Genomic DNA, 11,772 nt, shown 5'->3' with positions numbered 1-11,772 from the left:
GGTCCGCACATGGACGCTGGCGACGTCGGGGCGGCGGGCGTGTACGCGCGCGAGTCGACGCTGCTCGGTCGGGCGGTCGAACTCGGGGTCGCGGGCGGACGGGTGCTGTCCGTCTCGTTCCCGGAGGCGCTCCCCCCGGACGCGGAGGAGTCGCACTCGCTGCTCGACCGCCTGTTCGCGTACCTCGACGGCGCGGAGGACGACTTCACGGACGTGACGCTCGCGCTCACAGTGCCGACTGCCCAACGAGGGGTACTGGAGGCGACCCGGAACGTACCGCACGGGGAGTCCGTCGACCTCGCCCGGGTGGTGGGGATGACCGGCGATCTCGACCCCGAGGACGAGGACGACCTGGAGACGGCGCGGACGGCACTCGCGAACAACCCGGTGCCGATATTCGTCCCCGACCACCGCGTCCGGGGCGCGTCGGGCGCGACGCCGCCGGCCGTCGGCGAGGCACTGCGCGAACTCGAAGGTATCGACGTCTACTGAACCGCACCTCCCCGGTGGGGGCACCGCCCTCGTTCACGCGCCGTCCTCGCGCGCCAGGAAGAGGACGACCGCGAGCGCGAACAGCGCCTCCGCGACGGTCTCGAGCGGCCCGAGACCGGACAGGACGCCGCCGAGTTTCGCCCCGCCGGCCGTCAGGAACATCGCCGCGTTCGAGAGCGCGCCGGCCTCCGTCGGCCCCGTGTGGACCCACATCGTCCGCTGTCCCGCCAGCACTCCCACGGCGAGCATTCCACAGCCCGCGACGAACGCGGGCGGGAACGCCCCCGCGTACCAGCCCCGGACGCCGTAGACGACGACGGCGACGGCGAGGGCCCCCGCGACGACCGCCGGGACGTCGAGGCGGGCTCCGGTTCCCAGTTGCATACCAGCACGTCGACGGGGGCGAGCGTAAACTTGTGGGCGTCGCACGACGCGCGTCTGACGCGGGAACGGGCGCGAGTTGCTCCCGGGCGACGGGGGGCGTGATACCGCGACCCGCGCAAGGGTTATCTCCGGTCGGGGATTACGTCTGTCTGTAATGGCACACGGTACGGTTGATTTCTTCAACGACACGGGCGGCTACGGTTTCATCTCCACCGAGGATTCGGACGACGACGTGTTCTTCCACATGGACGACGTCGGCGGCGAGGACCTGACCGAAGGCAGCGAGGTCGACTTCGACATCGAACAGGCCCCCAAGGGCCCCCGCGCGACGAACGTCGTCCGCAACTGAACCGAGACCGAGCGTCACCGCGCGGTGGCGACGGACTCGCTCGGATTTTTGACGGTGTCACGCGCCGAGCGACGCCCGCGGGCCGCTCTCTTGCGGGTTCGACGGCGAGCGCCGTTCGGTTCGAAGCGACGCGGTCCCGAGGACGGTCACGACCGACGGCGGGAGTTGCATCGGCAGGTGCACGCGGAGGAAGTCCGAACACCGGTAGTCCCCGGACGCGGAGACGAACAGGTTCGTCTGGCAGCCGAGGGGCGTCGTGACCCCCGTCGAGGCCGCGAACGTCACCACGGACACGAACGCGTTCGCGTCGACCGACCGCGGTGCGGCGGCGAAGCCTTATCTGGGACGCGAGCCTCACTCACGGTAGAATGGGCGTGTTCAGGGAACTCGGCCGTCGGGTCGAACGGTTCAAATCGGAGGCGGAGACCGCGGCCGAGGAACACGCCGCCTACCGGTGTGAGGAGTGCGACGCGCGCTTCGACGACCGACACGAGCGGTGTCCCGAGTGCGGCGCGGAGGGAACGATGGCGCACGAGGGGTGACGGAACCGCCGGCGCGGGCGACCCGTGACCCGTTACCCCCCGGCTCCCGGACGCTCGTGGACCACGAACTCGAGCGCGTTCACGAGGTAGTGAGCGACGACGACGACGACGAGGCTCCCCGTGAGGACGAACCCCGCCGCGAGGACGAACCCGACCACGCCGGTGACGAGGACGCCCACGCGCCCCTGCGCACCGTGACCGAGCGCGAACGCGACCGAGGAGAGGACGGCGAAGACCACGGCGAGGCGCCGACCCGACCGAGAACGCGCCGACGAGCGCCGCCCGGAAGAGGAACTCCTCGAACGCCGCGACCAGCGGGAGCACGCCGAGGAGGAGAACCGCCCACCCGCGGGCGGACTCGGGCGCGAGGGCGGCGCGGAGTTCCTCGCTCGCCTCGATACCGACGCGCCGGCCGACCCGGCCCGCGAGGTGGTTCACGGCCCAGAGCGCGACGCCGAAGCCGGCGCCGAGCGCCAGCAGGCGCGGCGAGTACGCCGGCGTCAGCCCGAGCGCGCCGAGCGGAACCCGCGTCCACCAGGCACCGAACACCAGCAGCGCCGCGAACAACCCCTGCGAGAGCGCGACGTTGAGCAGGAGCGCACCCGTCGGGAGGTCGGCGCCGGCCGGCCGGTCGCCGGGACCGGCCCCCGTCGGCGTCGGAGCGGGCGGGGAATCGAAGGCGTCCTGCGTATCCTCGTGCCGGTCGGCGGTACGGTCGACGCGCCGACCATCGGGGTCGGCAGCGACGTCCAGGCCCTCGGACGACGGGGGAGGTGCAACGGTCGGCGGGGACCGGGGGGTATCGCCGACGCTCGCGGGGTCGTGCGAGAGGCGCGCGAGCGCCAGAAGTAGCGCGAGGACGACGCCCGTGATGGCCGCGAACGCCGTCCAGTCGGTCACCGTCCGCGGCCCGCTACTGCGGGCTGGGGCTGGACGGGCCGCGGGCACCGGTGCCGGAGCCCTCGCCCGCCTTCAGCGCGGAGCCGGTGATGTTCTTGAGGCGGTCGACGAGCGAGTCCTTCTCCGGCTCGCCCTCGAGCGCCACGTCGAGCACCTCGGAGATGTGCGAGACCGGGATGATCTCGATCATCTCCTTGTACTCGTCCTCGATCATCACGTCCTGTTCGTTGGCCCTCGGGATGATGACCCGCGTGCAGCCGGACTTCGCGGCCGCCTCTATCTTGTGGGTGACACCCCCGACAGGGAGCACGTCGCCGCGGACCGACAGCGAGCCGGTCATCGCGAGGCTCTGGTCGACGCCCACGTCCTCCAGCGCGGAGATGACCGCCGTGGCGACCGTGATGGACGCCGAGTCCCCGTCGACGCCCTGCTGGCCCGTCTGGACGAACTGGATGTGGATGTCCTTCTGGGTGATGTCCTCGTCGGAGAACTTCTTGATGATGGCCGAGACGTTCTGGACCGCCTCCTCGGCCATCTCCTGGAGCTTCCCGGTGGCGATGACCTGCCCGCCCATCCCCTGAGAGGGGGTCACTTCCGCCATCACCGGGAGCATGATACCGGAGTCCTGCCCCATCACGGCGAGGCCGTTGACGCGGCCGACCTGGTACCCCTCCGCGACCTGGAGCTCGTAGTCCTTCCGGCGCTCGATGTAGTCGTCCGCCAACTGCTGCTCGATGGAGCGGCTGCGCCCCTTCGCCTGCAGCACGTGCTCGCGGGTGACGGTGTCGGCGTCCTCGCCGCGGGCGATGTCGCCCGAGACGCGGACCAGCCCGCCGAGGTTCCGGAGTTCGAGCGTGAGGTGGCCCTTCCGGCCGGCGCGTCGGCGGGCCTCGAGGATGACCTCCTCGACGGCCTCGCGGTCGAACTGCGGGAGCCGGCCGTCCTTCGCAACCTCCTGGGCCACGAACCGGGCGTACTTCCGGCGCATCTCGGGGGTGTCGTCGATGGTGTCGTCCATGTACACCTCGTACCCGTACCCCTTGATGCGCGAGCGGAGCGCGGGGTGCATGTTCTCCATCGCGTCGAGGTTCCCCGCCGCGACCATCACGAAGTCCGTCGGGACCGGCTCCGTCTGGACCATCGCGCCCGAGGAGCGCTCGGACTGACCGGTGATGGAGAACTCGCCCTCCTGAATCGCGGTCATCAGCTTCTGCTGGGACCGGATGTCGAGGGTGTTTATCTCGTCGACGAACAGCACGCCCTTGTTCGACTTGTGGATGGCGCCCGCCTCGACGCGGTCGTGACTGGGCGTCTCCATCCCGCCGGACTGGAACGGGTCGTGCCGCACGTCGCCCAGCAGCGCCCCGGCGTGCGCGCCCGTGGCGTCCTCGAACGGCGCGGACTTCGTGTCCGCGTTGTTCACGAGGAGGTTCGGAATCATCGCGTCCGACCCGCGCGAGCCGTACCGGAACGCGAGGTAGATGATACCCGCCGCCAGGATGCCGAGGAGGAGGTTACCCACCGCGAGGAACGCGTACCCGAGCACCACCGCGATGATTATCCACATGAGGAAGCTGCGCATCTGGTTGCGCTTTCGCGCCTCCTCCTTGTGCGCCTCCACGATCTGTTCGCCCTTCCCCGCCGGGACCGTCCGGACCTTCGGGTTGTTCCCGTCGTCGGGGTTGTGGTAGACGAGCACGTCCTGGAGCTCCTCCTTCGGGAGCAGTTCGGACATCGCCTTCGCCAGCATCGACTTGCCCGTCCCGGGCGAGCCGATCATCATCACGTGGCGGCGCTGTTTGGCCGCCTTCATCACGACGTCCCGTGCGTGCTCCTGTCCGATGACCTGGTCGACGAGGCGCTCGGGGACGTCGATCTCGTCGGTCGAGTCGATCTGGAGGCCGCCGAGGAGGTCGTCTTCGGCGTTCTCCTCGTCGATCTCGGCGTCGATTTCGACGTCACTCCCGAGGTCGTCGATGTCGGCGTCGCGGTCGGAGGGGTCGTTGTCCGTCCCGACCGTTCCCCCGCCCGTGGTACCGTTTGAGTCGGGGTCGTCGACGGTCGGGTACTCCTCTTCGGACCCGCCGCGACGACTGTCGTTCGGATCGTTGCTCATAGAATCGTTACTGTCTGAATCGACGGCCCAGGAACTGATATACTTTCTCCCCTCTGACGGAACCGCCACCCGAACGAAACGCGCCACGAGACCGCGTGTACCCCGCGATTCGACCGGTTGGGCCATCCCGTCGGGCTTATAAACCATCGGAGAGATACGGCCGAGTATGCGGGGGTTCTACATCGGGCGGTTCCAGCCGTACCACGACGGCCACCACCACATGGTCGAGGAGATAGCGTCGGAGGTCGACGAACTCGTCCTCGGCATCGGGTCGGCGGGCGACTCACACACGAAGCGAAACCCGTTCACCGCGGGTGAGCGGCTCATGATGGTCAGCAACTCGGTCGCGCCGCTGGACGTTCCGACGTACGTCGTTCCCATCGAGGACCTCGAGCGGAACTCCGTCTGGGTGAGCCACGTCCAGTCGATGTGTCCGAAGTTCGAGGTGGCCTACTCGAACAACCCCCTCGTCATCCAGTTGTTCTCCGAAGCGGGGGTCACGGTCCGGCAGTCGCCCATGTTCCGCCGGGAGGAACTCGAGGGCGCGGAACTGCGCGCCCGGATGATAGAGGGGGAGAGCTGGCGCAACCTCGTCCCCGACGCCGTCATCGAAGTCATCGAGGAAGTGGGCGGCGTCAAGCGAATCCGCCACGTCGCCGACACGGACGCGAACGGCGCGAGTGGGAGGGACGCGACCGAAGACCGGACGCCCGAAACCGAGTGACTCCGCGATGATAACGCTCGCCTCCGACTTCGGCTCGCCGTACCCGGCCGCGATGAAGGGCGTCCTGCTCTCGGAGGCGAGCGACCCCCGACTCGTCGACGTCGCCCACGACCTGCCGCGCGGCGACCCCCGTGCGGCGGCGTTCTGGCTCCGGTTCGTCCTCCCCGAGTTCCCGCCCGCCGTCCACCTCGCGGTGGTCGACCCCGGCGTCGGCACCGACCGCGCGGCGCTCGTCGTCCGCGCCGGCGGGCACGCGCTCGTCGGTCCGGACAACGGCTCGCTCGTGCCGCCCGCCCGCGCGCTCGCCGGCGACGGCGGCGTGGAGGTGTTCGAGGCGACCGTCGAGAACCCCCGGTCGAAGACCTTCCACGGGCGCGACGTGTTCGCGCCGACCGCCGCCGCCGTCCACGAGGTGGGCGTCTCACACGCCGAGAGCCTCGACGCACTCTCGCGGACCGAGGAGTACGAGGCCGTCCGACTCCCGGAGGCGCGCGTCGACGCGACGGAAGCGGTCGGCGAGGTGCTCGTCGTCGACGGCTTCGGCAACGTCATCACGAACGTGCCGGGGTCGTTCCTCGACGGCCGGGCGGGGGAGGCGGTCACGGTCCGGACCTCGGCGGGCGAGCGGACCGTCGGCGTCGCAGATACGTTCGCCGACGTGTCCAGCCGCGACCCGCTGGTCACCGTCGGGAGCCACGGCTACGTGGAGTGTGACGTCAACGGCGGGCGCGGCGACGAGGCGTTCGGCCTCGCGCCCGGCCGGTCGGTCACGCTCTCGTTCGACGACGAGAACACGCAGCTCCTGCCGACGTGACCCGGACGACGAGCACCGCGGGCGAACGAACGTGAGCGCCGCGACCGACGCGGTGGCGGCGATGAACGTCGTCGGGCTACTGGCGTTCGCCGTCGCCGGGACGCTGAAGGGGTCCGACGCCGGCCTGGATACGTTCGGCGTCGCCGTCCTCGGGGTGTTGACGGCGCTCGGCGGCGGCATACTCCGAGACGTGCTCGTCGGACGGGTCCCGGTCGCGCTCCGGACGACCGGGGACGTGGTCGTCGTCGCCGCGGGGGTCGCGCTCGGACTGGCGCTCGCCCGGCGCGCGGAGGGACGAGTCCGCGAACGTACGGCGTTCCTGCTCGCGGACGCGGCCGGACTGGCCGCGTTCGCCGCGAGCGGCGCGGCCGTCGGGACGACAGCCGGACTCTCCCCGTTCGGCGTCGTCGTGACCGCGACGCTGACCGGCGTCGGCGGCGGCAGCCTCTCGGACCTCCTGCTCACGCGCGTCCCCGTCGTGCTCCGGGAGGACTTCTACGCGACGCCCGCCGCACTGGGCGGCGTCGGCGTGGCCGTGGCGACCGCACTCGGCGTCCGTCCGGCGCTCGCGACGCTCTCGTGTGCGGCCGGCGTGTTCGCGCTCCGCCTGTACGCCGTCCGCCGGGACTGGCGGCTCCCGTCGCCGTGAGCCGCCGTCGTTCGTCCCGCCGCGTCACTTCAGCTTCCGTCCCGCGAACTCCTCGGCCATCAGGAGCGAGTTGTACAGGACAGTGAGGAGAGCGCCGACCACGAACAGGAGCGCCCAGCGCGGGACGGGTCCGTCGAGGACGGTGTGACACGCGAACACCGTTCCGAGCGTCGATACGACGTGGACCGTCGAGACGACGAGCAGCGACCCGTGGGACACCTCCGTCTCGTCGAGGAACCGCTCGAACGCGACGAACGCTAGGAGCGCGAACCCGGCGACCGCACCGCCGACGAACGAGAGGATACCCCGGACCCCCGGGACGCCGAACCGCGAGACGACGAGCGCCCCGACCCCCCACGTCGTGAGCGAGAACCCGTACGCCTCGGACTCGTCGACCAGTTTCTCCGCGGACGGCGAACGCGGCTCGTCGCCTCCTGCTCGGTCATCGCCGGCGGTTCGGTTCCTACCCACTTGTGCGAGACGGCCAAGGGGCGGCGTGGTCGGTGGCGCACCGGCGGACCTGAGCGAGTCACCGCCGGAGGGTAACCGGCGTCCCGCCCAACCCGACCCGGTGCGAGCCAGCCGGCGCTCCTGTCAATACGCATATGCTCTCGGAGCGCGTCCTGTCCCCTATCATGGACGCATCTGAGCCGGGACGGGTGGTCGTCGTCACCGGCGCGAACGAGGGAATCGGTCACCACATGGCGAGGACGCTCCTCGAGGACGGCTACCGGGTCGCCGGCTTCGACGTCGACGGGGAGCACCTCCGGCCGCTCGAGGCGGCGTATCCGGACCGGGTACGGTTTCACGAGTGCGACGTGACCGCGGACGACGACGTCACGAGCGCAGTCGACGCGGTGGTCGACGAGTGGGGGCGGATAGACGTCCTCGTCAACAACGCTGCGGTGTTCACCTTCGCTCCCTTCGCCGACCAGACGCTCGCCGACACGCGCCGCGAGTTCGAGGTGAACTACTTCGGCTACGTCCGGACGATTCGGGCCGTCCTGCCCCACATGCGCGCCCGGAACCAGGGCATCATCCACAACGTGAGTTCCGGCGTCGCGTTCGTCGGCCACCCGGGCCTCTCCGGGTACGCCTCGACCAAGGGCGCGATAGAGGCGCTCGTCCGCTCGCTCCGTCTCGAACTGCGACACGAGAACGTCTCGTGTACGCTGATGTACCCGCCCGCGACGAACACGCGGTCGGCCGCCGAACTCGGCTACCCGTCGTTCGCGATGAACGACCCCGCGGACGTGGGGCGCAAACTGGCCCGGAAAGTCGAGTCCACCCGGCCGGTCATCGTGACCGACTGGGTCACCAAGCTGGGGTTGTTCGTCCTCCGGCGGGTCCCGTATCTCGTCGAGAAGGCCACCGAGCGGTTCGTCGAACCGGCCGAGGCGCAGGAGAGCGCGCCGGAACGGCGCGCGGGGTGACGGTGGCCGCTCCTACCCCGCGTGCGGACGTCGAGTTTTTCGCCCGGTCGAGCCACCGCGTCGCGGTGCTCCGAACCCTCGCGTCGGGGCCGTCGACCCGGTCGGAACTTCACGACGAGGCAGTCGTCCCGCAGCCGACGCTGGGGCGGATTCTCGGCGACTTCGAGGAGCGACACTGGGTCGAGCGGGGGGCACGCGAGTACGCGCTCACCCCGTGCGGCGCGCTCGTCGTCGAGGCGTTCGAGGAACTGCTCGCGACCAGGTCTCCCTCCGCGAGGAGAGTTTCGGGGGTCAGGGCGAGGTCGGGGAAGGCGTCAAGGGCACCCCACACTCGCTCTGTGACCGCGTCGGCGCCGGGGAGAACCTGCCCGCCCTCGTGGTGAGTGACCGCGGGGTCCTGTAGCTCCGCGAACGCGTTGCGGTCGCGGTCGTTGATGGCGTCGCACGTCCGTCGGACCAGTTCCTTGTTGCTCTGGGTTGTCGTTGCCATGGGCTCGTCACCTCCACTCGATGCGCCCCTCCCAGTCGGCTCCCGTCCGACACGACCTCCTACGAGCGCTAGCTTCGACTACGGGACCGGATTCGATAGCTGTTACCACGCGTCACGGTTCGGGTGACGAGGGCGAACGGGGCGAAGAGACGGGGGACACGAAGAACGACGACAACTCGACCGACCCGGGAGTGCGACGAGACCGGGCCGGGAAACCACGCCCGTTCCGGTCGGTCGACGCCCTCAGTTCGCGGCGATGACGTCGTCGATGCGGAGGATCATCGTCGCCGCCTCGGTGGCGGACTCGAGCGCCTCGCGCTTCACCGCCGCGGGGTCGAACACGCCGTGGTCGGCGGGGTCGGTTACCGTGCCCGCGTCGTCGTCGATGACGATGCCGGCGGTGCCCTCGCCCTCGAACATCGCGCGGAGGTCGACCAGCGCGTCGATGGGGTCCATCCCGGAGTTCTCGGCGAGCGTGCGGGGGATGGCGTCGATGGCGTCGGCGAACGCCTCGACGGCGAGCGCCTTCCGCCCGGTGACGGCGTTCGCGCCCGAGCGGACGTGGTCGGCGATGGCGACCTCCGTCGCGCCCGCGCCGGGAACGACCGCCCCGTCCTCGTAGACGGCGGTCACGACGCCGAGCGCGTCCTCGATGGCGCGTTCGAGTTCGTCCACCACGTGTTCGGTGGCCCCGCGGACGAACAGCGTGACGGACCGGGAGTCGGGGGCCCCCTCGACGAACGCGACGTCGTCCTCGCCGACCAGTTCCATGCGCACCTCGCGCGCCTGGCCCAGGTCGGACGCCTCGACGTCGGCGACGGAGCCGAGCCGCTTCGCGCCGGTCGCGCGGGCGAACGAGCGGGCGTCCGACGAGGAGACGTTCGAGAACGCGAGGATGCCGACGTCGGCGAGGTGGGCGGCGACGCGGTCCTCGATCTTCTTCGAGCAGACGACCACGTCGACGCCGGCGTCCGCGAGCGTCGTCGCGATGGAGCGGCGCTCGTCGTCCTCGGCCGCGAGCGCGGCGTCGAGCTGGTCGACGGAGGTGATGGAGTACTCGGAGTCCACCTCGCTCGTCCGGACGTCGAGTTTGTAGTCGAGCACCGCGACGGACCCGTCGGTCACGTGACGGGGCATGTTGTCGTTCGCGGGCTCCTCCTCCAGGACGACGCCCGTGACGAGGTCGGTCGACGCGGCGGACGCGCCGGTCTTGGTAAACACGTGGATGTCGTCGCGGTCGACGCGACCCTCGCGACCGACCTGCGTGACCGCCGCGACGACGAGTTCCGCGAGGCGGTCGGCGGTGAGGTCGCCCGTCCCCTTGCCGGTCATCGCCGACTCGGCGACCGCTCGGAGGACGTCCTCGTCGGCCTCCCCGTCGAGGACCATGCCGTCGACGGCGTCGAGCGCGAGCCGGAGCGCCTCGTAGTACCCCTCAACGATGGCCGTCGGGTGGATGTCGTCGTCGAGCAGGTCCTCGGCCCGCCCGAGCAGTTCGCCCGCGAGCACCGCTGCCGTGGTCGTCCCGTCGCCGACCTCGGCCTCCTGCGTCTCGGCGACCTCGACCAGCATCTGGGCGGCCGGGTGTTCGATGTCCATCTCGGTCAGGATGGTCGCGCCGTCGTTCGTGATGACGACGTCGCCCGAGGAGTCGACCAGCATCTTGTCCATGCCGCGCGGGCCGAGTGTCGTGCGGACCGCGCTGGCGACCGCACGGCCGGCCGCGATGTTCGCCGTCTGCGCGTCGGTACCGTGGGTTCGCTGGCTGCCCTCCGCGAGGATGTAGAGTGGTTGTTGCATGTATGCCATGATGCTCGAAGAGATAGATGGCGGCAGTTCTATATGAAGATTTCGTAAATGAGGGCGCGAAAACTGCCAGACGGTAGCGTGATACGGCGTTACACTCTGCGGGGCGGTATCGGGCAATTCCCGATCGCGCGACCGGTCGGGACGTCGCGTCGACACCTCCCCGGGCTCCCCTGTCGGACGCCGCAGCGAACACTCAAGACGGCCGGCGCACACCCACCGCTCGGATGCTGGAACTGGAACACGGGTTCCGGGTCGTGGACGTTCACGCGCGCCTCGACCCGGACGAGGCCGCCGTCGAGACCCACGGCCGGGACGTCTCCCCGGAGCGCCTCGAACGGGAGATGCACCAGGCGGGGGTCGTGCGGGCGGCCGTCTCGCCCGGGCCGCGGCCCGACGGGGACGGCTACCTCCGGGTCAACAACGCCGTCGCGCGCCTCTCGGTCGACCGGCCGTTCGTGGCGCTCGCGCGGGTGAACGGGCCGCGAGACCCCGCCGGGACGGCGGCCGCGCGCCTCCGAAACCTGACCGCCACCGCCGCGCAACACCACACCGACCCCGAGAGCGTGGAGCGGTACGCGTACGACGACCGGTTCCACGGCTTCGTCCTCGACCCGGCGCGTGACGGCCTCCCGGCCGCGGGCGTACTCGACCGCATCGCCGACGCCGGATCCCCAGTGCTGCTCCACGCCGGGCGGCGGTTCCCACCGGCGGCCGCCGCCGAGACGGTGCTGCGGTACGACTTCCCCGTCGTGCTCGCCGGCTTCGGCGGCTTCCCGCTCGACCGCGGGCTGATGGCGGACGCGCTGGCGCTGCTCGATTCGAACGACGACCTCCACCTGGACACGAGTTTCGTCCGCTACCGGGACGTACTCGAACGGGGTCTGCGCGAACACCCCGACCGCGTGCTGTTCGGGTCGGGCGCGCCGGCCGCCCACCCGGACGTGGGCGTGATGGAACTGTTGACGCTCGACGTCTCGGAGGACCTGATGACCAGGGCCTTCTCGAAGAACCCCGCCCGCGTGGTTCCGGCGCTCGGACACGGCGCCGACGGGTGAACCTCGGGTTCGGTG

General features: G+C 70.6%; 13 protein-coding genes and 3 pseudogenes. 9 read left to right on the top strand and 7 right to left on the bottom strand.

All coding sequences use genetic code 11. The features are described from left to right. The first annotated feature begins 9 nt into the window (after positions 1-9). On the top strand, positions 10-492 hold the full coding sequence (locus tag AC6RUA_RS14270) for a methylated-DNA--[protein]-cysteine S-methyltransferase (protein ID WP_499813663.1): 483 nt from the start codon (positions 10-12) through the stop codon (positions 490-492). A 33-nt stretch (positions 493-525) separates the two neighbouring features. Here the strand turns inward: AC6RUA_RS14270 and AC6RUA_RS14265 are convergent, their stop codons facing one another. Beyond that, a complete protein-coding gene (locus tag AC6RUA_RS14265) occupies positions 526-876 on the bottom strand; it encodes a hypothetical protein (protein ID WP_499813662.1) in 351 nt (116 codons plus the stop codon). Positions 877-1,030: 154 nt separating this feature from the next. Between AC6RUA_RS14265 and AC6RUA_RS14260 the strand changes: the two genes are divergently transcribed. Next, a complete protein-coding gene (locus AC6RUA_RS14260) occupies positions 1,031-1,225 on the top strand; it encodes a cold-shock protein (RefSeq protein ID WP_499813661.1) in 195 nt (64 codons plus the stop codon). A gap of 57 nt (positions 1,226-1,282) precedes the next feature. Here the strand turns inward: AC6RUA_RS14260 and AC6RUA_RS14255 are convergent. Beyond that, positions 1,283-1,555, bottom strand: a pseudogene (locus tag AC6RUA_RS14255) (hypothetical protein); the annotation flags it as partial. Between the two features lie 38 nt (positions 1,556-1,593). On the opposite strand from AC6RUA_RS14255, the gene AC6RUA_RS14250 reads away from it, so the two are divergent. After that, entirely contained in the window at positions 1,594-1,767 is a 174-nt protein-coding gene (locus tag AC6RUA_RS14250) for a hypothetical protein (RefSeq protein ID WP_499813660.1), read from the top strand. A 32-nt stretch (positions 1,768-1,799) separates the two neighbouring features. Here the strand turns inward: AC6RUA_RS14250 and AC6RUA_RS14245 are convergent. Both AC6RUA_RS14245 and lonB read right to left on the bottom strand, forming a co-directional pair. Next, positions 1,800-2,667 (bottom strand): annotated as a pseudogene (locus AC6RUA_RS14245) (CPBP family intramembrane glutamic endopeptidase). Between the two features lie 13 nt (positions 2,668-2,680). Further along, positions 2,681-4,783, bottom strand: coding sequence for an ATP-dependent protease LonB (gene lonB / locus AC6RUA_RS14240; protein ID WP_499813659.1), 2,103 nt, complete (start codon positions 4,781-4,783; stop codon positions 2,681-2,683). A 166-nt stretch (positions 4,784-4,949) separates the two neighbouring features. Between lonB and AC6RUA_RS14235 the strand changes: the two genes are divergently transcribed. The 3 genes from AC6RUA_RS14235 (at position 4,950) to AC6RUA_RS14225 (ending at position 6,970) form a co-directional block, all read left to right on the top strand. After that, positions 4,950-5,507 carry a nicotinamide-nucleotide adenylyltransferase gene (locus AC6RUA_RS14235; protein WP_499813658.1) on the top strand — a complete coding sequence of 186 codons (558 nt, stop codon included), beginning with the start codon at positions 4,950-4,952 and terminating at the stop codon, positions 5,505-5,507. Between the two features lie 7 nt (positions 5,508-5,514). Further along, positions 5,515-6,321 carry an SAM hydrolase/SAM-dependent halogenase family protein gene (locus tag AC6RUA_RS14230; RefSeq protein WP_499813657.1) on the top strand — a complete coding sequence of 269 codons (807 nt, stop codon included), beginning with the start codon at positions 5,515-5,517 and terminating at the stop codon, positions 6,319-6,321. A gap of 61 nt (positions 6,322-6,382) precedes the next feature. Further along, a complete protein-coding gene (locus AC6RUA_RS14225) occupies positions 6,383-6,970 on the top strand; it encodes a trimeric intracellular cation channel family protein (protein ID WP_499815454.1) in 588 nt (195 codons plus the stop codon). Positions 6,971-6,994: 24 nt separating this feature from the next. Here the strand turns inward: AC6RUA_RS14225 and AC6RUA_RS14220 are convergent, their stop codons facing one another. Further along, a complete protein-coding gene (locus AC6RUA_RS14220) occupies positions 6,995-7,441 on the bottom strand; it encodes a hypothetical protein (RefSeq protein ID WP_499813656.1) in 447 nt (148 codons plus the stop codon). Between the two features lie 164 nt (positions 7,442-7,605). Between AC6RUA_RS14220 and AC6RUA_RS14215 the strand changes: the two genes are divergently transcribed. Beyond that, positions 7,606-8,403, top strand: a complete 798-nt coding sequence (locus AC6RUA_RS14215) for an SDR family NAD(P)-dependent oxidoreductase (RefSeq protein ID WP_499813655.1) — start codon at positions 7,606-7,608, stop codon at positions 8,401-8,403. Beyond that, positions 8,400-8,603: pseudogene (locus AC6RUA_RS14210) on the top strand (hypothetical protein); the annotation flags it as partial. The gene AC6RUA_RS14215 and the pseudogene AC6RUA_RS14210, both read left to right, overlap by 4 nt. Here AC6RUA_RS14210 and AC6RUA_RS14205 read toward each other — a convergent pair. Together AC6RUA_RS14205 and thsA are read right to left on the bottom strand one after the other, a co-directional pair. Further along, positions 8,513-8,893 (bottom strand): nuclear transport factor 2 family protein, encoded by a 381-nt coding sequence (locus AC6RUA_RS14205; RefSeq protein ID WP_499813654.1) that lies wholly within the window; start codon positions 8,891-8,893, stop codon positions 8,513-8,515. The pseudogene AC6RUA_RS14210 and the gene AC6RUA_RS14205 sit on opposite strands and share 91 nt — an antisense overlap. Before the next feature lie 243 nt (positions 8,894-9,136). Then, positions 9,137-10,693: a thermosome subunit alpha gene (gene thsA, locus AC6RUA_RS14200; protein WP_499813653.1), complete on the bottom strand. Its 1,557-nt coding sequence runs from the start codon at positions 10,691-10,693 to the stop codon at positions 9,137-9,139. A gap of 233 nt (positions 10,694-10,926) precedes the next feature. Between thsA and AC6RUA_RS14195 the strand changes: the two genes are divergently transcribed. Then, on the top strand, positions 10,927-11,757 hold the full coding sequence (locus tag AC6RUA_RS14195) for an amidohydrolase family protein (RefSeq protein WP_499813652.1): 831 nt from the start codon (positions 10,927-10,929) through the stop codon (positions 11,755-11,757). Positions 11,758-11,772 lie beyond the last annotated feature (15 nt).

Source organism: Halorarum sp. SLYT50 (assembly GCF_059821265.1).
Note: the sequence above shows the minus strand (reverse complement) of the source record. Positions and strands in the feature narration are given on the sequence as shown.